20 protein-coding genes are annotated in these 26,671 nt (G+C 34.0%); 8 read left to right on the top strand and 12 right to left on the bottom strand.

Annotation, left to right across the window (positions count from 1 at the left end):
• Positions 1 to 30: 30 nt before the first annotated feature.
• The 9 genes from AC3Y25_RS08085 to AC3Y25_RS08045 form a co-directional block, all read right to left on the bottom strand.
• On the bottom strand, positions 31 to 759 hold the full coding sequence (locus AC3Y25_RS08085) for an LOG family protein (RefSeq protein ID WP_250836677.1): 729 nt from the start codon (positions 757 to 759) through the stop codon (positions 31 to 33).
• 55 nt (positions 760 to 814) lie between these two features.
• The gene (locus AC3Y25_RS08080; protein ID WP_489902395.1) at positions 815 to 976 is read right to left on the bottom strand and encodes a hypothetical protein; all 162 of its coding nucleotides are present in this window, start codon (positions 974 to 976) and stop codon (positions 815 to 817) included.
• Positions 977 to 1,160: 184 nt separating this feature from the next.
• Complete coding sequence (locus AC3Y25_RS08075; protein WP_489902394.1) at positions 1,161 to 1,466, bottom strand: type II toxin-antitoxin system RelE/ParE family toxin; 306 nt, start codon at positions 1,464 to 1,466, stop codon at positions 1,161 to 1,163.
• An 8-nt stretch (positions 1,467 to 1,474) separates the two neighbouring features.
• A complete protein-coding gene (locus AC3Y25_RS08070; RefSeq protein WP_489902393.1) occupies positions 1,475 to 1,705 on the bottom strand; it encodes an addiction module protein in 231 nt (76 codons plus the stop codon).
• Between the two features lie 25 nt (positions 1,706 to 1,730).
• Positions 1,731 to 4,562 carry an excinuclease ABC subunit UvrA gene (gene uvrA / locus AC3Y25_RS08065; protein WP_320491961.1) on the bottom strand — a complete coding sequence of 944 codons (2,832 nt, stop codon included), beginning with the start codon at positions 4,560 to 4,562 and terminating at the stop codon, positions 1,731 to 1,733.
• Between the two features lie 100 nt (positions 4,563 to 4,662).
• The gene (locus AC3Y25_RS08060; protein ID WP_489902392.1) at positions 4,663 to 5,616 is read right to left on the bottom strand and encodes a Fic family protein; all 954 of its coding nucleotides are present in this window, start codon (positions 5,614 to 5,616) and stop codon (positions 4,663 to 4,665) included.
• A gap of 63 nt (positions 5,617 to 5,679) precedes the next feature.
• Positions 5,680 to 7,464: a chloride channel protein gene (locus AC3Y25_RS08055; protein WP_489902391.1), complete on the bottom strand. Its 1,785-nt coding sequence runs from the start codon at positions 7,462 to 7,464 to the stop codon at positions 5,680 to 5,682.
• Between the two features lie 74 nt (positions 7,465 to 7,538).
• On the bottom strand, positions 7,539 to 9,227 hold the full coding sequence (gene ggt / locus AC3Y25_RS08050; RefSeq protein WP_489902390.1) for a gamma-glutamyltransferase: 1,689 nt from the start codon (positions 9,225 to 9,227) through the stop codon (positions 7,539 to 7,541).
• Between the two features lie 21 nt (positions 9,228 to 9,248).
• A complete protein-coding gene (locus AC3Y25_RS08045; protein WP_095931591.1) occupies positions 9,249 to 9,833 on the bottom strand; it encodes an acyl carrier protein phosphodiesterase in 585 nt (194 codons plus the stop codon).
• Between the two features lie 206 nt (positions 9,834 to 10,039).
• On the opposite strand from AC3Y25_RS08045, the gene glmM reads away from it, so the two are divergent.
• Positions 10,040 to 11,428 (top strand): phosphoglucosamine mutase, encoded by a 1,389-nt coding sequence (gene glmM / locus AC3Y25_RS08040; RefSeq protein WP_250836671.1) that lies wholly within the window; start codon positions 10,040 to 10,042, stop codon positions 11,426 to 11,428.
• 443 nt (positions 11,429 to 11,871) lie between these two features.
• Here the strand turns inward: glmM and AC3Y25_RS08035 are convergent, their stop codons facing one another.
• On the bottom strand, positions 11,872 to 12,744 hold the full coding sequence (locus AC3Y25_RS08035; protein WP_379795507.1) for a lysophospholipid acyltransferase family protein: 873 nt from the start codon (positions 12,742 to 12,744) through the stop codon (positions 11,872 to 11,874).
• 119 nt (positions 12,745 to 12,863) lie between these two features.
• Here AC3Y25_RS08035 and AC3Y25_RS08030 point away from each other — a divergent pair, with 119 nt between their 5' ends.
• The 4 genes from AC3Y25_RS08030 (at position 12,864) to AC3Y25_RS08015 (ending at position 15,388) form a co-directional block, all read left to right on the top strand.
• Positions 12,864 to 13,502 (top strand): rhomboid family intramembrane serine protease, encoded by a 639-nt coding sequence (locus AC3Y25_RS08030; RefSeq protein ID WP_095931565.1) that lies wholly within the window; start codon positions 12,864 to 12,866, stop codon positions 13,500 to 13,502.
• A 51-nt stretch (positions 13,503 to 13,553) separates the two neighbouring features.
• Positions 13,554 to 14,246: an SIMPL domain-containing protein gene (locus tag AC3Y25_RS08025; RefSeq protein ID WP_489902389.1), complete on the top strand. Its 693-nt coding sequence runs from the start codon at positions 13,554 to 13,556 to the stop codon at positions 14,244 to 14,246.
• Positions 14,247 to 14,352: 106 nt separating this feature from the next.
• Positions 14,353 to 14,922 carry a Crp/Fnr family transcriptional regulator gene (locus tag AC3Y25_RS08020; RefSeq protein ID WP_427874520.1) on the top strand — a complete coding sequence of 190 codons (570 nt, stop codon included), beginning with the start codon at positions 14,353 to 14,355 and terminating at the stop codon, positions 14,920 to 14,922.
• Positions 14,923 to 14,998: 76 nt separating this feature from the next.
• A complete protein-coding gene (locus tag AC3Y25_RS08015; RefSeq protein WP_489902388.1) occupies positions 14,999 to 15,388 on the top strand; it encodes a RidA family protein in 390 nt (129 codons plus the stop codon).
• Positions 15,389 to 15,452: 64 nt separating this feature from the next.
• On the opposite strand, the gene AC3Y25_RS08010 is transcribed toward AC3Y25_RS08015, so the two are convergent.
• Positions 15,453 to 16,823 (bottom strand): sensor histidine kinase, encoded by a 1,371-nt coding sequence (locus AC3Y25_RS08010; RefSeq protein ID WP_427874517.1) that lies wholly within the window; start codon positions 16,821 to 16,823, stop codon positions 15,453 to 15,455.
• A 402-nt stretch (positions 16,824 to 17,225) separates the two neighbouring features.
• On the opposite strand from AC3Y25_RS08010, the gene AC3Y25_RS08005 reads away from it, so the two are divergent.
• The gene (locus tag AC3Y25_RS08005; protein ID WP_320491966.1) at positions 17,226 to 18,203 is read left to right on the top strand and encodes a YheT family hydrolase; all 978 of its coding nucleotides are present in this window, start codon (positions 17,226 to 17,228) and stop codon (positions 18,201 to 18,203) included.
• A gap of 9 nt (positions 18,204 to 18,212) precedes the next feature.
• On the opposite strand, the gene AC3Y25_RS08000 is transcribed toward AC3Y25_RS08005, so the two are convergent.
• Positions 18,213 to 18,980: a DUF2490 domain-containing protein gene (locus AC3Y25_RS08000; RefSeq protein ID WP_489902387.1), complete on the bottom strand. Its 768-nt coding sequence runs from the start codon at positions 18,978 to 18,980 to the stop codon at positions 18,213 to 18,215.
• A 485-nt stretch (positions 18,981 to 19,465) separates the two neighbouring features.
• Here AC3Y25_RS08000 and AC3Y25_RS07995 point away from each other — a divergent pair, with 485 nt between their 5' ends.
• The gene (locus AC3Y25_RS07995; protein ID WP_489902386.1) at positions 19,466 to 21,532 is read left to right on the top strand and encodes a fibronectin type III domain-containing protein; all 2,067 of its coding nucleotides are present in this window, start codon (positions 19,466 to 19,468) and stop codon (positions 21,530 to 21,532) included.
• A gap of 4 nt (positions 21,533 to 21,536) precedes the next feature.
• Entirely contained in the window at positions 21,537 to 26,669 is a 5,133-nt protein-coding gene (locus tag AC3Y25_RS07990) for a T9SS type A sorting domain-containing protein (RefSeq protein WP_489902385.1), read from the top strand.
• The last annotated feature ends 2 nt before the right edge of the window (positions 26,670 to 26,671 follow it).

The following is a 26,671-nucleotide window of genomic DNA, read 5'->3' as shown; positions in this document are numbered from 1 at the left end:
GAAATTTAATCTCACACATGAAAATTAAATTTAGAAATTCGGACTTAAATCGTACTTTTTGTAGAATTTATCCAATGCTTCTACAACTTCGTCTTCAGTGTCTACAATTTTAAATAAATTCAAATCTTCTGGGCTTACAGTATGCATTTTTTCAACCAAAACAGTTTTAACCCATTCGATTAAGCCAGACCAGAATTCAACTCCAACCAAAATAATCGGGAATTTTCCAATTTTCTTAGTCTGAATCAAAGTGATAGCTTCAAACATTTCGTCTAAAGTTCCAAAACCACCTGGCATCACCACAAAACCTTGCGAATATTTTACGAACATTACCTTTCTCACAAAGAAATAGTCGAAATTCAGGTTTTTGTCATGATCAATATACGGATTAAAATGCTGCTCAAACGGAAGTTCGATATTTAAACCAACCGAAATTCCTCCGCCCAAATGCGCGCCTTTATTTCCAGCCTCCATAATTCCAGGACCACCTCCTGTAATCACACCGTAACCTGCTTTACTGATTTTATAAGCAATTTTTTCAGCCAATTCATAGTACTTATCCTCTGGTTTTGTTCTTGCCGATCCAAAAATAGAAACACAAGGACCAATACGCCCCATTGCCTCGTAACCATTTACAAACTCAGACATAATCTTAAAAATTGCCCAGCTGTCATTGGTTTTAATTTCATTCCACGTTCTTTGTTTTAAACGATCCTGAATTACTTTATCTTCATCATTATCAAAATCTTCTAATCTCATTTTAGGTATTTTAATTTATTATTTTATTTATGTTTTTGTCCCTGTAATTGTCATCCTAAGCATATTCGGAGTTAGGAGCTATTTCCTGCTGTCCGCTATATTCCCGATAAACAAAAACTACGGCTAAAAAGCCTTGTTTTTCTAAATCGGGAGATGCCGCTCCCATCAGGGCTAGGGCAGTTGGCTTCAAATAAACCATTCGGCTTAATTGAAACATGTTTTCTTTAAAAAGCTTGAGTTTTTCAGAAAAAGCGGACACTAAATTAACGCTTTTTTCTAGAATTGTTATAAAAAACAGGATTTATAATCCAAAAGTAATGTTTGGACAATGGATATGTCTAAAATTTTGGTTCATTATCAGGTGATTATGCTTTTTTTGGATTATTTAAATAATATATCTGTTACTTTTTAGTTCTTGAGTTCCAAATTTCAGGAGTTCTGCTAGTATGAAAGATTGAGAAAATCTCCACTAAATTTAATTGTTCATTAATTGAATAATGAATCATAAACGGAAATTTTTTGACTATCATGCAACGAATATTTTTATAACGAATAGCACAAATATGTGGTTGAGCTTTTAATGAGTTAATTTGAGTTTTAACTTGCTTATGAAAACGAAGCCCCAAATTTTCTAACTGGTTGTTATACCATTTAACTATTTGTGTTAGATCATTTAAAGCCTCCTGATCTATTTTAATATTGTACATTTCAAAAATTATTGAATTGGTAAATCTGAAACATCATCCCAGTCAAGCATTCTTTCAGGAGACGCTTTGCTTTTTTCAATTCTGCTTAAAACTATTTTTTGATGTTCTTCAGGGATTTCAATATTATCGTCTTTCCAAATCACTTCATTGAGTTTTAATTTTTCAGCAGATGATAATTGTTTTACAACTTTCATCAATTCTTTAAAATCTAAATCTACTTTCAAGCTTAAACTGTTCATAAAAATAATATTTGTAATAATGATACTAAGTTAGTTCTTTTTTCAAAAACTTAGCTGTATAACTCTTTTTATTCTGAGCCACTTCTTCTGGAGTTCCTTTGGCAACCAATTGTCCGCCGCCTTTTCCACCTTCTGGCCCGATGTCTATAATATAATCCGCAAGTTTTATAACATCCATGTTATGCTCGATTACAAGAATGGTATTTCCTTTATCAACCAGTTTATTGATTACTTCCATCAAAACGCGAATGTCTTCAAAATGTAAACCTGTTGTTGGTTCGTCTAGTATATAAAATGTATTTCCAGTATCTTTTTTAGATAATTCTCCAGCCAGTTTAATACGTTGCGCTTCACCACCCGAAAGCGTTGTACTTTGCTGACCAAGGGTAATATAACCCAAACCAACATCTTGAATAGTTTTGATTTTTCTATAAATCTTCGGAATATTTTCAAAAAATGGAACCGCTTCATCAACCGTCATATCCAAAACATCCGAAATAGATTTTCCTTTGTATCTAATTTCTAAAGTTTCTCTATTGAAACGTTTTCCCTGACACGTTTCGCATTCTACGTAAACGTCTGGTAAAAAGTTCATTTCGATTGTTCTTACACCAGAACCTTCGCAGGTTTCGCAACGTCCGCCTTTTACGTTAAAACTAAAACGTCCCGCTTTATAACCACGAATCATACTTTCAGAAGTCATAGTAAACAGATTTCTGATTTCGGTAAAAACCTCTGTATAGGTCGCCGGATTCGAACGTGGCGTTCTTCCAATCGGACTTTGGTCAATATCAATTACTTTATCAATATGTTCTAAACCTTCAATCTTTTTGTAAGGTTGCGGTTTCTTTACTCCATTAAAATAATACGCATTTAAAATCGGATATAGCGTTTCATTAATCAAAGTCGATTTACCGCTTCCTGAAACTCCTGTAACGCAAGTTAATTGCCCTAACGGAATTTCAATCGAAACGTTTTTAAGATTGTTTCCTGTTGCTCCAGTCAGTTTTAAGAATTTGCCGTTTCCTTTTCTTCTTTTCTTCGGAATTTCAAACTTCATTTTACCATTCAAATATTGAGCGGTAATAGTGTCCGAAGCTAAAGTTTCTTTTGGAGTTCCAATACTGATGATTTCTCCGCCATATTTACCCGCTTTTGGTCCAATATCAATTACATAATCCGCCGTTTCGATCATGTCCTTGTCATGTTCAACAACAATAACCGAGTTTCCGATATCGCGTAATTGTTCCAAAGAATGAATCAATTTTTCGTTATCTCTTTGGTGCAAACCAATACTTGGTTCATCCAAAATATAAAGAACTCCAACTAGCTGAGAACCAATTTGTGTTGCCAAACGAATACGTTGTGCTTCACCACCAGAAAGCGATTTTGAACTTCGGCTTAAAGCCAAATAATTCAAACCAACATTCATTAAAAAGTTCAAACGGTCTTTAATTTCTTTTACCACTTCAGAAGCGATTAAAAGCTGTTTATCTGTCAAATGGCTATTTAAATCTTGAAACCAAGCTGTTAAATCTGAAATATCCATATCACACAATTCGGTGATATTTTTTTCATTTACTCTAAAAAATAAGGCTTCTTTTTTAAGACGTGAGCCATCGCAAACAGGACAGTTAATTTCGTCCATAAAATCTTTTGCCCAACGTTTTATGCTGGTTGTAGCGCTTTCGTCATATTGATTTTTGATGAAATTAGAAATTCCTTCAAAATCAATTTTATATTCTCTCGTTACGCCAAGATCTTTAGAATTGATAGAAAATTTATCTTTTCCACCATACAAAATCATTTGCATTGCTTCTTCAGGAATTTTCTCAATTGCATCGGTAATTTTAAATCCGAATTTTTCTCCAATGGTTTCCAATTGTTTGAAAATCCAAGACGATTTGTATTCGCCAAGCGGAGCAAAACCACCCGCTTTTATAGATAATTTCGGATTTGGAATAATCTTTTTAACATTGATTTCGTGTACCGTTCCCAATCCGTTGCAATGTGGACAAGCTCCTTTTGGAGAGTTGAACGAAAATAAATTTGGTTCTGGATTCTGATACGATATTCCTGTTGAAGGACACATTAAATTTCTACTGAAATAACGTACTTCATTAGAATCTTGATCTAAAATCATCAAGACATCTTCACCGTGATGCATTGCGGTATTGATGCTTTCAGATAATCTTTTTTGTGTATCTGGATTATCTTCAATCACCATTCTGTCTACAACAATCTCGATATCGTGTGTTTTGTAGCGATCCAATTTCATTCCTGCAACAAGATCTTGAACTTCTCCGTTTACACGAACTTTCAAGAATCCTTGCTTGGTTATTTGTTGGAATAATTCCGCATAATGACCTTTTCTGGCTTTAATAACCGGAGCAAGAATATTGATGCGTTTTCCATTATAATCCTGAATAATCAGATCTTTAATCTGCTCATCAGAATACGAAACCATTTTTTCGCCAGTGTTGTAGCTGTAGGCATCTGCGCCACGCGCGTATAAAAGCCTTAAGAAATCGTAAATTTCAGTAATAGTCCCAACTGTAGAGCGCGGACTTTTACTAGTTGTTTTTTGTTCAATCGCGATTACAGGCGAAAGTCCGTCGATTTTATCAACGTCAGGACGCTCTAATCCGCCAAGAAATTGCCTCGCGTAGGCTGAAAAAGTTTCAACATAACGACGCTGTCCTTCGGCATAAATCGTATCAAAAGCCAAAGAAGATTTTCCCGAACCTGATAAACCAGTAATTACAACCAGTTTTTCACGCGGAATAGATATATCGATATTTTTAAGATTGTGAACTCTTGCACCAAGAACTTCAATAGTATTGTCTTTATCTAACATAATTTTGAGCAAAACGCAAAGTTACCACTTTGATTTGTTCTTTTAGTGCTCGATAGCAAAACTTTATGTTACAATTAGTAACAAAAAACGCTAGTATAAACTAGCGCTTTCTTTTTCGGGTTGCCATGTAGTTTTCTATGGCTTCTTTTGTGGTGTACCAATTTCGGCCTTCTTTATAAGCGTCAATTTTTCCTGTTCTGGCCAATAAACTGACATATTCTTGTCCATAAGGTGTGTCAGGTTCACTAACTATGTTTTGAATCGATTGATAATCATAAGGACTTCCAGGCATTGCACCTAGATAAATATTGAGTGTTCTTTCTAGGGCTTGGCACATTAAAAGGGTTAGTTTCTGATAATTGCCATTATTTGCCTGATTGAGTGCTTCATAATATTTTTTTCTATCATTTTTAAGAATAATAGCCGGCGGAAAACCACATCGCATCAATAATAAATTCATGCTTAATCGAACCGTGCGCCCATTTCCGTCAAAAAAAGGATGAATCCAGACAAGTTTATGATGATAGATCGTGGCGAGTTCTATATCGTTTAAACCTAAAGGATTTGCATTGATAAAATCGATTAATTCGTCTAAATAGTCAGAGACTTTATTGGCATTTGGAGGCATAAAATTGGCTCCTGAAATTCGAACTCCTCCATTGCGAATTCTTCCTGCAAAATCTTCTTCGATAGAACGCATTACCAAACCATGAATAGAGAGAATATCTATACTTCTTAACTTATAATTTTCATCTACAATAGAGTAGAGGTAATCAATAGCTTTATCATGATTATGGGTTTCAAAATGTTCTCGTAGCGATTTGCCTTTTATGGTAATTCCTTCTTGAATAACCATTTGGGTTTCTCTCAAACTAAGTGTATTCCCTTCGATACTGTTTGAATTGTAAGTCCATTCTAAAGAAAGACTTTCTCGTATTTTATTCAAAGCAATAGTAGGCAATGGTCTGCTGTTTTGCAGTTCCTGCCTTTTTTGGTACAATCGATCAAAGGTTGATTGAAATTCTTCTCTGTATGTTAGGTCAATATTAAACATAATCCTACAAAGGTACTTCTTAATATCGGATAATAAAAATTTTTAACTTATCCGATATTAAGTCTATTCAATTGTCATAGAACGGAGTTTTGTTCTATATGCTTCAAGAGCTATCGATTTTGAAATGAATCCGTGATATTTTCCGTCTCTTAAAACAGGAAGAAAAGCAGATTTTGAGGTTTCAAATTTGCGCATTACAATTTCCATGCTGTCAAGTGTAGAAATTGTAGCAGTTGGTGCTTTCATTACATCTCTAATGAAAGTATATTTTACACGGTAAGAGTTAAATATAATTTCTCGAATATCATTAAAATGCACCACTCCAACCAGATCTTTATCATTGTTTACAACCGCAAAAACAACTTGATTAGAGTGTGAAATCAAATCTACCAATTTGCTTAGGTTTTCATCTGGATGAACGGTTAAGTAATCGCACTGAATGATAGTGTCAATTTCTAAAGTAGAAAGAATATTAGAATCTTTATTGCTCGTAAAAGCATGTCCTTTTTTAGCTAAACCTTTTACGTCAAGCGAATACTTTTCATAACGCTTAGAAATAGCAAAACTGATTGAAGAGACAATCATAAGCGGAATCATTAGTCCATAGCCTCCAGTAATTTCTGCGATTAAGAAAATAGCAGTAAGTGGCGCATGAAATAAACCGCTCAAAATTCCAGCCATTCCAACCATTGTAAAATTACTGATAGGAAGTTTAGATAAGCCAATCATTGTAACCAATTTAGAAAAGAAATAGCCCAAATAAGATCCTAAAAATAGAGATGGAGCAAAGTTTCCTCCGTTACCACCGCTCCCAATAGTTAATCCAGAAGCAAAAACTTTAACCATTGCTGTTGCTCCAACAAATAAAAGAAGTACCCATTGATTATTTCTAAAATCGGCAAACAAAGTATTATCCAATAAAAGTCCAGGATCCGCATCAGATAATGTTTTAATGCTTTCGTAACCCTCACCGAATAGTGTTGGAAAAATAAAAATTAATAATGCTAATAACGATGAACCAATCAAAGCTTTTTTATATGGATTAATCTGCTGTTTGGCAAAATAATGCTCTACTTTTTGGAAATTTCTCGAGTAATAAATAGCAACCAATCCAGTAAGAACTCCTAAAAGAACGTAAAATGGAATATTATGATAATCGAATGTTTCTTGTTTTTTGAAGCTTAATAAAATGCTTTCGTCCAAAACAATGGCAGAAACCAAAGCACCTGTTGCGGCAGAAATCATAATAGGGGTAAAGGCAGAGATACTAACATCTACCAATAAGACTTCTATAGCAAAAAGCACTCCTGCAATTGGCGCATTAAATGCGGCAGCAATTCCGGCCGCAACGCCACAGCCAATTAAAAGCGTTCTGTCTTTATATTGTAACTTATAATTTTGAGCAAAATTTGAACCAAAAGCGGCTCCTGTAATCACAATCGGACTCTCTAAACCAGCAGAACCTCCTAGACCAACCGTTAACGAACTGGTCACAATCTGGGCATACATTTGCTTTTTCGGAATAATACTTGCTTTTTTGGCAACAGCATAAAGTATCTGTGAAGTTCCTTTCTGGATAGTTCCGTTAAGAACTTTATTTACAACAAAAACCGTTAGTGTAATACCAATAATAGGCAAAATACTATTGATGAAACTCAATTTTAGAATTCCGTTGATGTAAGTTGCAAAAGAAAAAACGCTGTGTGCGAATGTTTTAAGGACAATTACCGCAAATGCACACGATATTCCAGTTAAAACACTAGATAAAAACAAAAATTGTTTTGGTGTCATTAAAGATTGAGCCAAAGCAATTATACTTTCAAGTCGTCTGAAATATTTTTTTATCATTATGTTTTAAAAATTATCGATCTTACAAAATTAGATTTTAATCTTGTTTAAAAAAAATAAAATCAAGAATCACTTTAAAAACCAACCGCTGTATCGTCTCCTCTAAAATCTGCTCCTCCTTCTAATCTATTGTCAGGTAAAACCAAAATGGCATCTACTTTTCCGATAATTGGAGTTGGTTTTTCGTTGATAATGTAACTCTTAGCTTTTAACTGATCTATAGTTTTTGTTTCAAAAGTATTAGGTTCGAAAGTTATTAAATCGGGTAACCATTGATGATGAAAACGAGGAGCATTTACCGCTTCCTGCATGCTTAATTTGTATTCGTAAACGTTTAATATCGTTTGCAAAACAGAAGTAATAATGGTTGAACCACCTGGAGTTCCCACAACCATAAAAAGTTTTCCGTCTTTTTCTACAATTGTTGGTGTCATAGAGCTTAACATACGTTTTTGCGGAGCAATGCTGTTGGCTTCATTTCCAACCAAACCAAACATATTTGGAGATCCAGGTTTAGCACTAAAATCATCCATTTCATTATTCAAAAAGAAACCTAATTCGTCACAGTAATATTTAGAACCATAACCATCATTTAAAGTTGTTGTAGCAGCAATTGCATTTCCGAATTGGTCTACAATAGAGTAATGTGTGGTTTCTGTGCTTTCGGCATAATTAACTTTTCCTTCTTTAATTTCAGTAGATAAAGTTGCTTTTTCAGGATTAAAACTTGCCATTCTTTCGCGCAAATAGTTCGCGTCTAATAACTCTTTAATCGGAATTTTTACAAAATCGGGATCGCCTAAAAAGTAACTTCTGTCTGCATACGCTCTTCTTTCGGCTTCAACAATCACCTGAATGGCATCTGGAGAATTATGTCCCATTTTTGCTAAATCGTAAGGTTCAAGCATTTTTAAGATTTGAGCGAGACAAATTCCACCACTGCTTGGAGGAGACATCGAAATGATTTTTAAATCTTTATAAGTAAACTCAAGCGGCTTTCTCCATTTCGCTTCATATTTAGCTAAATCTTGCATCGTGATAATACCGCCTTTTTTCTGAAGATAATCGACTAAGATTTTTGCCGTTTCGCCTTTGTAGAATTCATTTCTTCCTTTTTTCTGAATTCTCTTTAAAGTTTTTGCTAAAGCTAAGTACTTGATCGTGTCATTTTCTTTGAAATTGCCCGATACAAGTGAATTTTCGCCGTTAATTTTTACAATGCTTTCATGATAATCTTTTATACTTTTTTCCTGTTTTTTCGTTACAATAACACCTCTTTCTGCCAAAGCAATAACAGGCTCCAGAATTTTAGAGATTGGCATTGTTCCGTATTTTTTATGTACAGCAAAAACACCTGCAATAGTTCCAGGAACACCAATGGCAAGTGCCGTTTGCGTGCTTTTTCCTTTTATAACATTTCCTTCGCTATCCAAAAACATATCTTTTGTGGCTGCAAGTGGCGCTTTTTCGCGATAATCTAAAGAACCCACTTCACCATTTGCTTTTCTGTAAACCATAAATCCGCCGCCACCTATATTTCCTGCAAACGGAAAAGCAACTGCAAGAGCCAATTCGGTTCCGACCATGGCATCAAAAGCATTTCCTCCTTTTTTCATGATGTCGGCACCAATTTTAGAAGCTTCTTCGCGAGCAGAAACAACCATTGCTTTTGTAACAACCAATCCTGTTGGTTTTGAAAAAGCTTCTTGTGCATTGCTGCTATTTAAATATAAAAGGGCGATTAAAAGTGTAATTTTTTTCATTTGCAATAAAATTAAATTGGGCTAAAGAGAAAGCAGTTTTTCTTTGGCTTTTACTCTCATTTCTTCAAAGAAAAGGGTAAATTCTTCTTCAAATTCATCATAAAACTCAATAAGTTCTTCAACAGCAAACTGCATTTGAGAAATGTTTTTCGACCTTCTGTCCATTTGCGTCAAAATATGCTGAATTCCTTCTGTTGTACGATAACTTACCAACCAGTTTCTTTCGATCATGTACGGCATTAAACCTTGTGTTTTTTCGGTTAAAATCTCATAATTATCATGCAAAGAATGATAAAACCGTTTTACGAAAAGTTCCAATTCCTCATCCGAATATTTTGTCCAGTTTTTGGCCAAAAAATGATCATAAACAATATCGACAATTACGCCTGCATAATGATGGTATCTGTCATGAAGACGTTTGGTGCTGGTTCTAAAAATATCGTGAGAATCGGTATAGGTATCTATGAATCGGTGCAGTAAAATTCCTTTTTGCACATCTTCAGGAAAATGTTCAAATTGTTTCCCGCGAATTCCGTCAGCCATAAAATTCCCTATTTTAATCAGATCATTTTCTCCAGAAAGGTATATGTGGGCTAAGAAATTCATTTTTTTGAAAGTTGCCAAGAACCTTAGAGTCTAAGATTCTGAGTTATTTTAGTAAATGTATAAAAACTTTTTTAAATCATTTTGTTATAAAAATAACGAGAAATAAGTAGTTTCTTATAGATTAAATTTAAATTCTTAGAGACTTAGCGCCTTAGTAACTCGGTAACTTTTTTATATTTGTAAAAAAATAACCCTAACTCACAAAAATGACTCTAATAAAATCTATTTCTGGAATCCGTGGAACGATCGGAGGAAAAGTGGGAGACAATCTAACTCCTGTTGATGCAGTGAAATTTGCCTCGGCGTACGGAACTTTCTTAAAAAACAATATTGCTAAAGATAAATTGACTGTGGTAATTGGTCGTGATGCGAGAATTTCTGGACCAATGATTCATAATTTAGTAGTGAATACTTTAATTGGTTTAGGAATCGATGTTATCGATCTTGGACTTTCTACAACTCCAACTGTTGAAGTGGCTGTTCCTTTGGAAAAAGCTGACGGAGGAATTATCCTAACGGCATCTCACAACCCAAAACAATGGAATGCTTTAAAATTATTAAATGCAAAAGGAGAATTTTTAAGTGGCGCTGATGGTGCAAAAATTCTTGAAATTGCTGAAGCTGAAGCTTTCGACTTTTCTGATGTAGATAGTTTAGGTGAAGTTATTTCTAATGATGCGTATATGGATATTCATATCGATGAAGTTTTAAACTTGCCATTGGTTGATATCGAAGCGGTTAAAGAAGCTAAATTTAAAGTGGTTGTTGATGGTGTAAATTCATCTGGAGGAATCATTATTCCGAAATTGCTAAAATTAATGGGCGTTGAAGTTGTAGAATTATACTGCGAACCAAACGGACATTTCCCTCATAACCCAGAACCATTAAAAGAACATTTAACTGATATTTCTGAGCTTGTTGTAAAAGAAAAAGCTGATTTTGGTATCGTAGTAGATCCAGATGTTGATCGTTTGGCTTTTATTAGCGAAGACGGAGAAATGTTTGGAGAAGAATATACGTTGGTGGCTTGTGCAGATTATGTTTTGAGTAAAACTCCAGGAAATACAGTTTCTAATATGTCATCTTCTCGTGCTTTAAGAGATGTTACGAAAGCCCACGGCGGAAGCTACGAAGCAAGTGCAGTAGGAGAGGTGAATGTAGTCGAGTTAATGAAGAAAAATAACGCCATAATTGGTGGTGAAGGTAACGGTGGAATCATCTATCCTGAATTGCACTACGGACGTGATAGTCTGGTAGGAGTTGCTTTGTTTTTAACGCATTTAGCAAACAAAAAAATGCCAGTTTCTGCTTTGAGAGCTTCTTATCCAGAATACTACATGAGTAAAAATAAAATCGAATTGACCCCACAAATAGATGTTGATGCGATTCTGTCTCAAATGACAGAGAAATACAAAAATGAAGATATCTCGACAATTGACGGTGTAAAAATTGATTTTGCGACAGAATGGGTTCATTTAAGAAAATCAAACACAGAGCCAATTATTCGTATTTATACTGAAGCGCCTTCTCAAGATGCTGCAGATCAATTAGCACTTCGAATTATTGATGAAATTAAAGTAATTGCTGGAATCTAAGATTTTAGTTTTTTAAATAATTAAGCCTCTTTGGAAATATCTAAAGAGGCTTTTTTATAAAAAAAACATTCCGTTAGGAATGTCTCGTTGGTAAAAAAAATGGTGATGTTTGAATTTGTGTCCTGTAGGGACACCTGATTTTATGGGATTGAATTCAATTTCCCAATTAATCAGACGTTCCTACGGAACGATGCCCTCTGTGTATAATTTGGTTCTACCAACGAGACATTCCTAACGGAATGAATTTGTATGGAATTATAATAACATTTGCAATCTAGGTTCTACCGACGAGACATTCCTAACGGAATGAATTTGTATGGAATTACAATAACATTTGCAATCTGGTTCTACCGATGAGATGTTCCTAACGTAATGAATTTTAATAAAAAGTCCGAAAAACAACATTTGATTTTCGGACTTTTCAGTAAATTATTTTTGAAATATTATTCAATACGGTGTTTCCATCTTTTGTGCGTCCACAAATAAAATTCTGGCGCTTCTAGAATTTGTTTTTCTACTTCTTTTAAATACATTTCTGTGATTTTAAAGTTTTCAAAATCTTTAGGGTTATCAGCAAGAGGAATAAATGTAGCTTCATAATAGCCTCTTCTAGCTTTTTTAACTTCCACAAATAGAACTGCTAAATCATATTTTTTCGCCAATGTTTCGGCGCCTGTGTGCACAGGAACTTCAACTCCCATAAATTTCATCGAATGAAAAATCCTTTCCATTTTTGGCGATTGGTCGCTTGCTAAGCCATAAAGGCTTAAAACTCCATTGCGCTGGTTTTGAGCCATTGTCGGAATTGCTTTTCTGGTTTCGATCATTTCTGTATTATATTTAGAACGAATTTTTCGAACCAATTTATCAAAATAAGGGTTGGCTAATCTTTTGTAAACAGCAACGCCCTGAAATCCAAGTTTCGGATTAATAGTCAAAAGCCATTCATAGCTTGCATAATGTGAAGCCACTAGAATTACACTTTTTCCTTTTTTGGCATAATCACGAACCAGATCAATATTAGTGACATGAAATCTTCGTTCCATTTCTTCAGGAGACATGCTCATGGTTTTAATCATTTCTAAAAACATATCGCACATATGCTTGTAGAATTTCTTTTCTATAACTTTTCTCTCTGCATCGCTTAAATGAGGTAAAGTAAGGGCAAGATTTTCGCGAACTACTTTTTTGCGATATCCAATAACTCTATAAACCAAAAAACAGACAAAATCTGAAAATAGGTAAAATATAGGAAAAGGAAGTATAGAGATAAGCCAAAGTAATGGGTAGGCTAAAATATAGACAAGAAACTGCATGTAATTTTTTTTGGCAAAGATAAATTAAAAATGATTATCGACTGCTATTTTGCATTCTTGCTAACTTATCTTTAAGAATGATTATATTTACAAATCATAATTCACAATACTTATTACTTATGAATATTATTTTAATAGCGATTATCATTGCGAACGTTGTTATTAGTTACAAAGGTTTTAACGATCTTTATTTTTTTAGAAAATACGAATTTCATGTCGGAAGCATTCGTTCAGGAGAACAAATTAGAATGTTGTCTTCTGGCTTTTTGCATGTAGACATGATGCATTTGATTTTTAATATGCTGACTTTGTATTTTTTTGCTCCTGTAGTTTTAAACTGGCTCGGTAACTTTTCTTTTATCTTAGTTTATTTCGGGAGTTTAATTTTTGGAAGTCTTCTTACCATGCTATTTCACAAGAATGATTATAGTTATCGTGCAGTTGGTGCTTCTGGCGCTGTAACGGGAGTTTTATATTCCGCAATACTATTGCAGCCCGACATGATGCTTGGAATATTTTTTGTGATTCCGATGCCGGCTTATATTTTTGGAATAGTGTATTTATTATACTCCATTTACGGAATGAAAGCCAAAAATGACAATATTGGGCACACAGCACACTTTGGAGGTGCTATAGGAGGATATTTGATTACTTTGATCAAAATGCCATCACTTCTTACAGATCATACCCTAATGGTTATTCTTCTTGCGATTCCGATTTTGATACTTTTTGGAATGGCAAAATTGGGGAAATTGTAATGCTGGCATAACTTTTGAAATGTCTTTTTTAAATATTAAAATTTAACAAAAATGAAAAAACTAGTATTATTTTTAACAATCATGTTTATGACTATGTCTTACGGCCAAGAAATCAAACAAGTACCTCTAATTAATGTTAATGGAGAAGGAAAAGTAAAAGTAGCACCTGATCAGGTTTGTATTTCAGCTTCGGTTGAAACAAAAGGGAATAATGCTAAAGACGTTAAAAAACAAAATGACGAAAAGATGGACGCTGTTTTAAAATTCATCAAAAAAATGAATATCCCAACAGCAGATTTCAAAACAAAACAAGTAGCTCTTAATCCGCAGTACGATTATGAGAAAAAGAAAACTTCTTATAACGCTACACAAACAGTAGAAATCGTAGTGAAAGATTTAGCTAAATACGATGAGTTAATGGAAGGTTTGGTTCAGCAAGGAATTAATAGAATCGACAAAGTTTCTTTTGAAACCTCTAAATTAGCACAATACGAGTCTGAAGCTAGAAAATTAGCAATGAAAGATGCTAAAACAAAAGCAGAGGAATATGTTTCTGTTTTAGGACAAAAAGTGGGTAAAGCTTTTACCATTTCAGACAATTCTCAAATCTATCGTCCACAGCCAATGTATGCTGCGGCTATGAGAATGAAAGAAGCAGACACAATGGGTGCTTCAAACGAAACTCTTGCAGTTGGTGAAATCGAAATTACAGCAAATGTTAGCGTAAGTTTTGTATTAGACTAAACGTTTATAAAATACCAATATTTAAAAATCCAAATTCCAATTTAAACTGGAATTTGGATTTTTTTGTTTTAAGTCACTATTCATATCTTTATATCAAAACAATTTTATGAATAATCCTGAGCAATTATTAAAAACTCATATTGAAAAAGTAGTTCCTCTGTCAGACGAAGAAGCATCTTTTATAATTTCTCATTTTGCTGTGCAGAATTTTCAAAAAGGCGATCTTATTATTGAAGAAGGAAATGATGTAAAAGATGTTTATTTTATAATTTCAGGACTTGTAAAATTGGTTTATGAAGATCAGGATGCTAAGAAACATATTGTTTCATTTGCCATGGAAGATTGGTGGGAAACAGATTTTCAGGCTTTTTATACACAAAGTAAAGCTACACTTTCATTAGAATGTATAGAAGATACAATTGCTTATAGTCTCTCTTTGCAAAACTTCGAAAAACTTTGTTCGGATTTGCAGAAAATGGAGCGTTTTTTTCTTCGCAAATCTATTGCTGGTCACATTGGTTCACAAACTAGGATTTTGTCTTTTCTAACGTCAAATGCACGGGAGCGATACGAACAGTTACTACTTAGAAATCCGTCGTTGCTACAGCGTGTTCCTAAAAGTTATTTAGCATCTTTTTTAGGAGTTTCCCGCGAGACATTGAGCCGTCTTTTTTAAAATAGTGATATTTGTCACACCTAATAAAAGAAAGGCTTGCTGATTTTTGCATCTGTTAATTTTAAAAATTTAAAAGATGGAAAAACAAATAATTAATCCGTGGAAATGGCAGGATGCCAGAAATTATGTTCAGGCAGTAGAGGTAAGCAATGCAAATGGGACATTGTATGTTTCGGGACAAACTGCTATTGATGATGATGGAATTTCGAGCAATGCAGATATGAGAAGTCAGTTGCTGCTAACAATAGAAAATCTGGAGAAGGTAATTCTTAACGCCAATTATGAATTGAAGAATATCGTAAGGCTTAACATTTATACAACAGATAGCGCTGCTTTATTTGAAAATTTCGATGTGATGCAAAACTGGATTCAAAGCAACGAAATCAGGCAATCTAGTACAGTTTTGGAAGTGAAAAGTCTTTTTGAAACTTTAAAAGTAGAGTTGGAAGCTACTGTAGTTAAATAATATTTAAAGATTTGAATTCCAGATTCCAGATTAAATTTGGAATCTGGAATTTCAGTATTAGAATTTAAACAACCTTTATAGGAAGTGTAAACTGAAATGTACTTCCTTTTCCTTGTTCACTTTCTACCCAAATTGTTCCTTGATGAATGCTTACAAACTCTTTGCAAAGCAATAATCCGAGTCCGCTGCCTAGTTCGTTTTCTGTTCCTTTTTGAAGAACCTTTCCGTTAATTTTAAATAGTTTTTCTTTTATGTAGTCCGGAACACCGATTCCGTTATCTGTAATAGAAATTTCTACTTTTTGATTTGTTTGGACTAGTTTGACTTTAATCTCACCGTTCTTGTCTGTAAATTTAATCGCATTGCTTAGCAAGTTTCGTAAGATGGTGCTAATCATATTTTTATCAACTTCTGCTTCGACAAGGTAAGCCGATTCAAACGTGATGTTGATGTTTTTATTTAAAGCTACATTTCGGCTTAGTTCTATATTCTCCTCAATCAAGGCATTTAAAAGCACATTTTTAGGATTAAAGGCAATCATTCCAGTTTGTACTCGAGACCAATCCAGAAGGTTCTCTAGTAATTTGTAAATGTTCTTGTTTGAATCGTGCAGGAGCTCTGAAATTTCTTTAATTTCTTCTCGACTGTATTGTTCAATATTCTCCAATAAAATTTCAGAAAGAGAAACAGAAGAGCCTAAAGGGCCTCTTAAATCGTGAGAAATAATAGAAAAAAATTGGTTCTTGTCGTTTAAAAGCTTTTTAATTTTATGATCCTGCTTTTCTTTTACCAAAAGCAAAAAGCCTACGATGCCAATTAAAGTCAATAAAAATAGGCAAATGCTGTACAAGCTATCAAAGGTGTCATTGGAAATAATAAGATCTTGAGGGTATAAATATCTGTGAACAATTCGTATTACAATTAGAATTTCAAATGATATGTAACACATAACATAAAAAGTCTTAAAAAAGCTTTTTTCCTTTTCTGTAAAATAAGTTATAGTTGGCAATAAATAGATAAAAAATATGCCAATACCGCCAATTATGACGCGAGTATTCATAGATGCGTCAAAAATTGTAGCAATATTAAAGAATACTATTGATGCTGCGGTAATTGCTATTTGAAACCGATAATGCTTTTTTGCATGAGTTTTAATAAGTGATAGCATAGCCATCGTCTCAAAGCAGCAAGCGCCAAGAATCATAGAATTGGCAATGTTAATAGACGCAAAATCAGGAATAATATTTCGCAAAAGCGCCAATACCCAAGCAAGAGTTAGTATTAATTTGCCTAAGCCAAACCATTTTAAAGTTTTTCGGTTATCGCTAGTGGCATATGAAAATGAAAAACTAAAAATAAGAATGCAGGTAAACAGATTGCCCCAAAAGTAAAGTAGAAATATTGTTTTTGGATCTACCGGTAAGAGTTCAAACATTAGAGGGATTTTGTTTTTAAAAATCGATTTAACAAATATACAAATAAAGTAAACATTCAAGCGAGAGATGACAGGACAAGCGCAGTGTTCTAGCACATTTAACAATTTGTTTTCCTTCTAATATGCTACAACATTAAACTGTTTTTAAAAATTAACAGCAGTTTATTTTTAAATTAATTTGTGGTATTTTGAAAAAACAAACATACGATGTAAAATCTTATACTTTAAAAATAATCAATAGTTTTTGCAGTTTTGTGTTATAGATTTAAAAATAACTTTTTTTCGATTTTTTTGTATATGTTTTTTTAGGGAATTACTAAAAAGATAAAATAGAAAGAACGAATTAATTTACATATTGAATGATTTCTTAGCTTTGTATTAATTACCACAAAATTCTTTGTTATGCCACTAATTGAACAATCAGAATATAATTCTCCTTCTATTATTCATCGCAATAGGCATGTTTCTACCATTTATGCTGCACTGATTAAGAAATTTGAAGTGCCCGAATATACAAGAGAAAAGCATGAATTGAATGACGGAGATTTTATCAATATCGATTATATTTTAAATGGCTCAAAAAAGGCCGTTATTTTATGCCACGGTTTAGAAGGTGATTCGCGTAGAACCTATAATAACAGCTGCGCAGCCTATTTCAAGCAGAAAGGTTTTTCCGTTTTTGCTTGGAACAACCGTACTTGTGGCGGAGAAATGAATCGTCTTCCAAGGCTGTATCATCACGGTGCAGTTGATGATTTGGACGAAGTGGTTCAGTTTGCTTTGAAAAAAGGATTTGAAGATATTTATCTGATAGGATATTCAATGGGAGGCGTTCAACTTTTAAATTATTTGGGATGGACAAAAATAGATGAGCGCATAAAAGCTGCCGTTTCAATTTCGGTGCCAACCCACATTGCCACAAGTGCAGAGGTGCTTAAGCAAGGTTTTAACAGAGTTTATTTGAAGAATTTTACCATTGATATTAAAAAGAAATTGAAATACAAAGCGGCTCAATTTCCTGATTTTATCAACCGTGATCAAATAGATAATATCTCTACTTTTGATGAAGTTGATCAATATTTTACGGCTCCGCTTCATGGTTTTGCGAGTCGTGATGATTATTATGAACGTGTTTCTCCAGAGTTTTCTCTAAAAAATATTACAACTCCAGTTTTAATTATTAATTCGCTAGATGATCCTTTTCTGGGCGAAAGATGTTACCCAAGAACTATTGCCAAAGACAGTGCGTTTGTTTATCTGGAAACACCAAAATACGGTGGACACTGTGCTTTTCCGCTTCGTGATTCGGAGTATTCTTATGCAGAGAAAAGAGCTTTTGAGTTTTTTGAATCTTTCAGATTTAACAGTACTTTAATTTAAAAAATAAATTTACTCATCGCCCGAATTCTCAATCTCAGAAGGCGTTTTTTTCCTGATGCTGGTACTCAAATAAAAAAACAATCTTATGGTGTGATTCATATCATATTGATAGCCAGAATATTTTTGCTGGTATACATTCATATAACCAAAATCGTAACTCCATTTCGGATTAATGCTCTTTCTGATTCCGATAAAAAAGCGGTTTTGATCAAAAGTATTGTAAACGACTTCTTCTCCAAAATGCAGTAAAATCTCATCTGAGAGAACCATTTGAGGCCATGATTTCTTATCTGAGATTCTAAAAGTAAAACTCATCAGATAACGAATTCTATTTGTAAAACGCCAATCGCCGCTAGGTCTATCATTGACCATTTTTTCCTGCCAGCGCTGTTCATTCCGTAAGCGCTGCAAGATGCTTACATTTCCAAATTTTGTGTTTAACTGCGCCTGTTGGTAAATTCTGTTTTCATCTGCAAAAGTACTCCATTCTGGATTTGACGGCGCAAGCCACATATGCGCATATCCTAGATTTAAGGAAATATTTGAATTTGGAATATAACTGATGCCTCCTCTTATAAAATAAAAACTGGGATCGGCTACAAAATCATTTCGCCTGATATGAAAATCGCCAATCACACCCCAATGTTCTGCAAATTTGGTAACCGTATTGATAGAAACCCAAGTCTGAAGCTGCTGGTTAATTTCTTTTTTTTGAGTTTGTCCTAATACATTTAAATGAAGCAATAGAATTAGGAATCTGATAAAATTGTTTTTCATATTAAAAACGATAGAAATTAGTTAAAGGGTAAATTTCTTTTGAATCAGTCTAAGGCAATTATGCAAACAATTATTACAAGTAAAGGTATTCTTTTTTAATGAAGATTTATAGGATAAGTTTTAAGTTTAATTTGTTTTATATCAGGTGTTTATGTTTTTTTGGGTTTAAGGTGTTAGCGATCATATTTTTGTATCCGCAAGCAAAGGAAAGCGGTCATTTGAAACTGGCTATATCAATATATCCAGATTTATTATACTATGAATATATATCTAGTCTGTAAAAAAGGAGAAGAAGATATTATAAATGATATTTTTTTGATTTTAATTCGTAGGAAAAAAGTGGTAAATTTTAATGTAATCTGCTATTTGTAAGGTTGTTATGTTTTTCTGTTTATGTGTTGTTACATTGCAGTACGGGAAACCGTATTTAAATCATAATTAAAAAGATTACTTTTGTTTTTTTAATATGGAAATAATTACATCTTATGTCCCCAAATAAGTTTATTTTTTTCTTTTTATTGTTTATATCGGTATCCTATTCACAGACTAAACGTCCTGCTGTTGTGGTTAAAGCCAGAGCACAAAAGGATAAAATTTTAGTTCGCTGGGCTATCAATTCTCCAGCCGAATGGCAGAAAGCTAATAAAAAAGGATTCACAATTACCAGAACTACAATTCTACGCGACGGTAATGTCTTGCCTAAACCTGAGAAAGTACTTCTTACTTCTAAACCATTAACTCCCGAACCACTAGATTCTTGGATTGATTTTGTACAGAAAGACAATAATGCGGCTATTATTGCCCAATCTATTTATGGCGAAAGTTTTGAAGTAACAAGTGCAAAAGAAGGTGATTTGGCAAAAATAGTTAATATGGCCGACGAACTAGATCAGCGATATACTTTTGCTTTATATGCTGCAGATATGAGTTTTGAAGGAGCCGTAAAAGCGGGTTGGGGTTATGTAGACACAGACGTAAAGAAGAATGAAGTATATGCTTACCAAGTAAAGGTTTTTGAAAGTCCGCAGGTAAAAGAAGCTTCCTATATGATTGGTCTAAAAGATTATTCGGTTCTGCCTGCTCCAACAGACTTTATTGCTGTTCCAGACGATAGAAAAGTACTGCTTTCTTGGGATTATGAAACCTTCAAAAGAATTTATACCTCGTTTATGGTAGAAAAATCTTCAGACGGAATCAATTATACGCCAATATCAAATACCGCTTTAGTTAACTTAAACGATAAAGACGAGAATCCGTCCAAAAACATGTACTTTGTTGATACACTTAGTGTAAACGACAAAGTTTATCATTATAGATTATACGGTATAACTTCGTTTGGAGAAAAAGGAGAACTTACAAAACCTATAACAGCGACAGGTGTTGCCGCTGTAGTAACTCCGGCAAGATTGGTAGATTATGCGATTATAAATTCTAATGAAGTGAATCTTGAATGGGATTATCCGAAAGAATCAGAAGGATTTATTCAAGGTTATGAAATTAATTTAGCAAATAACGATAAAGGACCGTATAAGGTTGTTTCTAAGATTATTCCGCCTTCTGAAAGGAAACTCAAGTTTAAAGAAGAACTGTATCCATCCAATTATTTCACCATTTCGGTTGTTGGAAAAAACAATCAGAGATTAACTTCTCAAAGTATGCTAGTACAGCCAGTCGATTCTATACCGCCAGCCAAACCAATCGGACTGGAAGGAGTAATTGATAGTCTTGGAACGGTTAGACTAAAATGGAAAGCCAATATAGAAAAAGATCTGCGCGGATACCGAATACTAAAAGCCAATACGGCAGGAGAGGAGTTTGTAGATATTTACCATCAATCTTACAGCGGTACAGAGTATAAAGACAGCGTGAGTTTAAAAATGACGAACAGCAAAGTTTATTATAGAATTGCTGCTGAGGATATGCGTTATAATATCTCTGATCCTTCTGATATTCTGGTATTGGATAAACCCGATAAAATTCCGCCAGCCGCACCTATTTTTAAAGATTATGATAACAAAGATGGCAAAGTACACTTAAAATGGATACGAAGCTATAGTGAAGATGTTGTCAGCCATAGTTTAAGAAGAAGAGAAAAGGGACAGGAAAAATGGGTGGAAATCAAACAAATAAATGATACGATTCAGGAATTTACAGATGATCGAATAGAAAACAAAAAGATTTATCAATATGCTATTCTGGCTAAGGATAAAAGTAATCTATGGTCTTCACTAGATCATTCGGTAATCACGGTTAGTGTGTTGAATTTTACACCAGTAAAAGTGATTACATTTTCGCAAGGAACAGCAGATAGAGAAAATAGAAAAATAGTTCTTTCGTGGGATTATGCAAAGAATAAAGGTAAGGTTTTAGGCCTTAGTATCTATAAAAATGAAAAAGGGCTTCCGCCAACTTTATGGAAAGAGTTAAACGGAACGGTTTTTACTTTAGAAGATAAAAATTTGAAAATTAATAAAGAATACGAATACCATCTGGTCCCAAGTTTAGAAAATGATAGTCCAGCAAAAGCAGAGACCTTAACAGTTATTTATTAAGCCTATGAAGAAATTTTACTTATTTGTCATCTTATTGGTTTGCGGATTGGGTTATGCTCAGACGAAGTATTTTGTAAAAATTTCTAACCTTAATTATTCAATTAATGCGGGGGTTAAAAACAATACAGACTCTAGAATTATCATAACGGCTCGTTTTAAAGATGGGTCGACTAAACAAATGTATTATAGAAGTATTCGAAATAATGGCGACAAAGAAGTCAATTTTGATGTGCCAATTATTGATTATCCTTCTAAGCCGGTTTCCATAGAGTGTTTTGCTTTTGTTAACTTTAGAACAGGAACTGATGCTAATCGTACAAGATCGATTAATATAGATAGCTATTGTGCCAATGGTTCTTTTGATGGAGATTATTCTCCTAGAATGTCACATATAAAATTTAATTATAGAATTGATCCCGTTTTAGATGTATTTCAAGGCTCTCCTGACTTTTTGCCTACAGATGAAAATATTACTATCAATAGTTCTACTGGGTACGATTCAAGCTACTATAAATGGCAATATACTTTTAATCCTTCTTATAATAATACGACCGATTGGAAAGATTTTACAAAATATAGCACGGCATCTATAAGTACAAATGCAAATGAAGTTATTTCAGGAGATGCAGGATTAAAGCATGGTCAGAAAATTTACTTTAGACTAAAACCATGTGGTACGACTACTTACGGGGTAGGGATTTACTCTGTTCGATTAAGTGCTCCAAAAATTCTTTCCTCAGCTCCTGAGAAGGTGAGTTGTTATGATTTGGGAAGTGAGGATGGAAAATTAAAACTTCAATTTAATAGACCACTATATCCTGGTGAAACATTTTCTATAGTGATATCTGGCCCTAATACCAAAACTTTTCCCAATATTGAAAAATTAGAAGCAGACAACAGCTATGTGCTTTCTGGACTTCGTAGGGGAAACTATCAATTAACATTGACTGGCTTTTACAATGGTAGTATTACTTATTCAAAGTATACAGAATTAGGTGGCACGCCATATCCATTTACCATAGGGGCACCATCTCCATTGGATTATACCGTAAAGGGGAATGATATTTTATGTTATGGGGTAAATAATGGTAGTATAACTATTACTCCTAGTGGAGGAACTAGAGATGTTGGAGGATATGATTTTTATTCTATAAAAACAGATCCTAATGATACAACGCCAGATGTTTGGGTTCCTTTTCCTAATAATAGCGCAGGTACAATTACAGGATTAGCAGCTGGAACCTATTATATCAAGGTAAAAGATATGAAAGGTTGTGTGGCCAGAAAGCAAGTAATGGTAAATGGTGTAATAGAATTAGGGGATGAAAAAGTAATTGAGCAAAAAATAACAGAACCTTCAAAAGCATTAGAAGTTGTATATACCTTCAAGAAAGACCCCACTTTTTATGGAGCTAAAAATGGTATACTAGTAGCGGCAGTAACAGGTGGTACAATAAAAGACGATAACTCATATAATTTTACCTGGAAAAATAGCAACGGAGATACCGTGCCCGCAACAGGTGCGTATAATTCGGCAGATAAAACGTATAATATTACTTTAGAAAATGCTCCAGACGATAAATACAAATTAACAGTAACAGATAAAAATTACCTATTAGCTGCTAATAAAGCAGGCTGTTCTGTTATTGAATCTTTAGATAGTTTGACGCAGCCTAAAAGAATAGTAATAAAATTAGCAATCACGCAGCCTATTTCATGTAATTCAAAAAGTTTAAATCCGCTTGTCATTGCAAATAAAGCAGGAGATGGAATTTTAACAGCAACTGTAGAAGGAGGTGTGCCATTTAATCCGGCAGATAATGGTGGTTTACTATATCAATTTTTCTGGTCAAAATACAATGCCGATACCAATAAATGGGATGATTTAGCAACTTATAAAACAGCTACAGCAAGCAATCTTTCGGAAGGTTTGTATGCTGTAAATGTGAAAGATGCTAATGGAATAGTGCAGGGAACTTACGATACAGTTCAACTAATAACCGCTAGTCCAACTACTCAAGAAATTTTAGAACCAAAACAGATTGAATTGTTATTTGATTCAGTAAATGTATCTTGTTATGAAGGTAATAACGGGTGGGCATTAGTAAATGTAACTGGAGGAACTCTTACTGAAAAATATGGAGTTAAGGATGATTACAAGTACATCTGGTATTACAAAGGAAAAGAATTAGCAAAAACTCAAAAAATAACAAATTTAACTAAAGGAATGTATACCGTTGAGGTTACAGATTCAAATCTATGTTTTGCTACAAAAGATATCGAAATAACCGAGCCTGATTTTCCGGTAACAATTGATTATCCAACAATATCAACACCAACATTTTCGGGAGCAAGCGACGGAAAAATTGTAGCTAAGATAACAGGGGGAACAGTATTAAAACCAATCCCAAGTGATGGCAGATTATACAATTACGAATGGAGAAATCTTGCTGGAGTATTGCAAAATGTGACAACTGAAAGTGTAAATGGAGAATTCTTTATCACCTTAGACAATGTGCCTGCAGATTCTTATTTTTTAACAATAAAAGATCAAAATTACGATGAAGCGACTGGTCAGACTGTTAATTGCTCTGTTGTAGAATCAAAAAGAGTATTGACAGAACCAGACCCTTTAAAAGTTGTTTTTAAAATTGTGCAGAGTATTTCATGTAACGCTAAAAATGAATATGGAGATAAGACAGATACCACTCCAAAAGATAATCAGCGTGACGAATCGCAGGATGGAATTTTAATGGCGCAGGTTACAGGAGGAACAACACTTTCATTAGAAAAAAACAATGGACTGCCTTATTATTACTCTTGGAAAAAACAGGAAGACAATGGAACTTGGAAAGATTTAGCGGTACAAGATTCTATCATCTCTAACCTCTCTCACGGAAATTATGCTCTTAATGTCAGAGATAGAAATAATGTTATTTTAGGAACTTACACAAATGGAAGTTGGATCGCAAAAGATTCTATTCAGTTTATGGAGCAGCCTCCAGTATTGTCTGTGAAAATAGCAAAAGGAGATGTTTTTTGTAATGGAGGTAATGACGGATGGGCAACTGCAACTGCAGAAGGAGGAAGCGGAGATTACACTTATGAATGGTCTAATGAAGTTAAATCGGATAAAAATACCGTTTTAAAAACAGGAAATTATTGGGTAATTGCAACAGATAAAAAAGGCTGTACGGCTTACGCTGAAGTTTTTATCGATCAGCCAAAAGCGCCGCTTGCGATTAAATATACAGAGGTTGTAAATCCGAGTTTCTATAAAGCAACAAACGGAAAAATTGTTGTAGAGGTTACAGGCGGAACTATCGCTACAGACAATACATATTGGTTTGAATGGAAAAATAGTAAAGGAACAACGCAGACCAGCACAAGTACAAGCTTTAGCAATAATACTTATACAATATCGTTAACAGGTCTTTCTGAGGAAATCTATACTTTGACGGTGCGTGATGCTAATTACAACGTGGCAACAAATAAAACGAGTTGTACCGTGGCTAGTTCTGTTACAGAGTTAGACGATCCGGATCCGATTGAAGTTACGTTTGAAGTGATTCGCACTATTTCTTGTAATGTGAGCAACGAATTTGGAAACGAGATTGATGCTAATCCTCTAGACAATCAAAGAGATGAGTCGCAAGACGGAATTTTAAAAGCGAATGTAACAGGAGGTATTCAGCTTAATAAAGAGAAAAATAATGGATTACCTTATTATTACACTTGGAAGAAAAAACAGGCTAATGGTTCTTGGGCTATCTGGAATAATACAGGAGATACAGCTGAATATCTTTCTGAAGGAACTTATGCACTAAACATTGAAGACGCCAACGGAATAAAATTGGGAACTTATGTGAATAATGTTTTAGTCAAAGAGATTGATGCTGAGAAGTATATTCCACAACCAGATCAGTTGAAATTAACCTTTACGAAGTTTGATGTAGGCTGTACAACTGGAGATGACGGTTGGGCAGAAGCGCATGTAACAGGTGGAACGCCACCTTATACATACGAATGGACAAACGGAGAAACAACTTCTAAAATAGAAAACATTACCACAAACAATTATTTTGTAATAGCGACAGATGCAAAAGGATGCGTGGTTCAGGGAAGTATTTTTGTGGGAGATCCTAACGGAATTCTATCAACGGAAACGGTTAAAAATCCTATTTGCTATAAAGGAAACGACGGATCTATAGAACTTAATGTTACAGGAGGTAATTTGCCTTATACGTATTTATGGAATACAGGAGCAGTTACCAAAGATTTAAATAATCTTACGGCTGGAAATTATGAAGTTACGATTACTTGTCCAGAGTGTTGCGTTTACAAAAAGCGATTTGTTTTAAAAGATCCTGAGCCAGTTATTGTCAACGTTGGTCCAGATCGAACTTTATGTATTGACCAAAGTCTAGATTTAGATGCTTCAATAAAAGATCCGCAAGCAAAATATAGTTGGACTTCTACAAACGGATTCACTTCAAATGAAGCAAAAATTAATGTGTCAAAAGCAGGAACATATCATGTAAAAGCTACTACGGCTTTAGGTTGTATTGGCGAAGATGAAATTGTGATAAAAACGAGCCAGATGGCCATTAGCGCAGAATTTTTATTGAGTTCTCAAGCTTATTTAGACGAGGAAGTAATTTTGGTTAATACCAGCAATCCTTTTGGAGAAAGCACAGACTGGGTTATTCCAAACGGAGTAAAAGTTGTAGAGCAAAAAGAAAAATACGTGACTTTAAAGTTTGATGCAGCTGGAGTGTATTCAATTGGTTTAAAACAGACACAAGGAGAGTGTTATGCAGTTTTTACCAAAAACATCATGGTAGAAAAACGCGGTACATTACCAAATACCGAAATGGTATCTCAATTTATTATAGATTTTATTGTAACCCCAAATCCGAGCAATGGTAATTTTAAAGCAATTGTAAATTTAGAAAACAACAGTGCGATAAATTTAAGACTGTTCTCCTCTTCTGGACAAAATACGATGATTCAAAAACAAGACTCAGGAAAGAAAAAGTACGAAGTAGATTTTAATACTTCACTACAATCTGGAGTATATATTGTCGTATTGGAGACGGGACAGCAAACATTGGTTAAAAAAATTATCATCAATTAAAA

The sequence above is a fragment of the Flavobacterium sp. LK-23 genome, assembly GCF_058135255.1.
The sequence above is the reverse complement of the archived record's forward strand: the minus strand, read 5'-3'. Positions and strand labels throughout refer to the sequence as shown.

Coding starts and splice junctions, on each gene's coding strand:
- AC3Y25_RS08085 (WP_250836677.1), bottom strand. CDS start 759: ATGAGATTAGAAGATTTTGATAATGATGAAGATAAAGTAATTCAGGAT.
- AC3Y25_RS08080 (WP_489902395.1), bottom strand. CDS start 976: ATGTTTCAATTAAGCCGAATGGTTTATTTGAAGCCAACTGCCCTAGCC.
- AC3Y25_RS08075 (WP_489902394.1), bottom strand. CDS start 1,466: ATGTACAATATTAAAATAGATCAGGAGGCTTTAAATGATCTAACACAA.
- AC3Y25_RS08070 (WP_489902393.1), bottom strand. CDS start 1,705: ATGAACAGTTTAAGCTTGAAAGTAGATTTAGATTTTAAAGAATTGATG.
- uvrA (WP_320491961.1), bottom strand. CDS start 4,562: ATGTTAGATAAAGACAATACTATTGAAGTTCTTGGTGCAAGAGTTCAC.
- AC3Y25_RS08060 (WP_489902392.1), bottom strand. CDS start 5,616: ATGTTTAATATTGACCTAACATACAGAGAAGAATTTCAATCAACCTTT.
- AC3Y25_RS08055 (WP_489902391.1), bottom strand. CDS start 7,464: ATGATAAAAAAATATTTCAGACGACTTGAAAGTATAATTGCTTTGGCT.
- ggt (WP_489902390.1), bottom strand. CDS start 9,227: ATGAAAAAAATTACACTTTTAATCGCCCTTTTATATTTAAATAGCAGC.
- AC3Y25_RS08045 (WP_095931591.1), bottom strand. CDS start 9,833: ATGAATTTCTTAGCCCACATATACCTTTCTGGAGAAAATGATCTGATT.
- glmM (WP_250836671.1), top strand. CDS start 10,040: ATGACTCTAATAAAATCTATTTCTGGAATCCGTGGAACGATCGGAGGA.
- AC3Y25_RS08035 (WP_379795507.1), bottom strand. CDS start 12,744: ATGCAGTTTCTTGTCTATATTTTAGCCTACCCATTACTTTGGCTTATC.
- AC3Y25_RS08030 (WP_095931565.1), top strand. CDS start 12,864: ATGAATATTATTTTAATAGCGATTATCATTGCGAACGTTGTTATTAGT.
- AC3Y25_RS08025 (WP_489902389.1), top strand. CDS start 13,554: ATGAAAAAACTAGTATTATTTTTAACAATCATGTTTATGACTATGTCT.
- AC3Y25_RS08020 (WP_427874520.1), top strand. CDS start 14,353: ATGAATAATCCTGAGCAATTATTAAAAACTCATATTGAAAAAGTAGTT.
- AC3Y25_RS08015 (WP_489902388.1), top strand. CDS start 14,999: ATGGAAAAACAAATAATTAATCCGTGGAAATGGCAGGATGCCAGAAAT.
- AC3Y25_RS08010 (WP_427874517.1), bottom strand. CDS start 16,823: ATGTTTGAACTCTTACCGGTAGATCCAAAAACAATATTTCTACTTTAC.
- AC3Y25_RS08005 (WP_320491966.1), top strand. CDS start 17,226: ATGCCACTAATTGAACAATCAGAATATAATTCTCCTTCTATTATTCAT.
- AC3Y25_RS08000 (WP_489902387.1), bottom strand. CDS start 18,980: ATGAAAAACAATTTTATCAGATTCCTAATTCTATTGCTTCATTTAAAT.
- AC3Y25_RS07995 (WP_489902386.1), top strand. CDS start 19,466: ATGTCCCCAAATAAGTTTATTTTTTTCTTTTTATTGTTTATATCGGTA.
- AC3Y25_RS07990 (WP_489902385.1), top strand. CDS start 21,537: ATGAAGAAATTTTACTTATTTGTCATCTTATTGGTTTGCGGATTGGGT.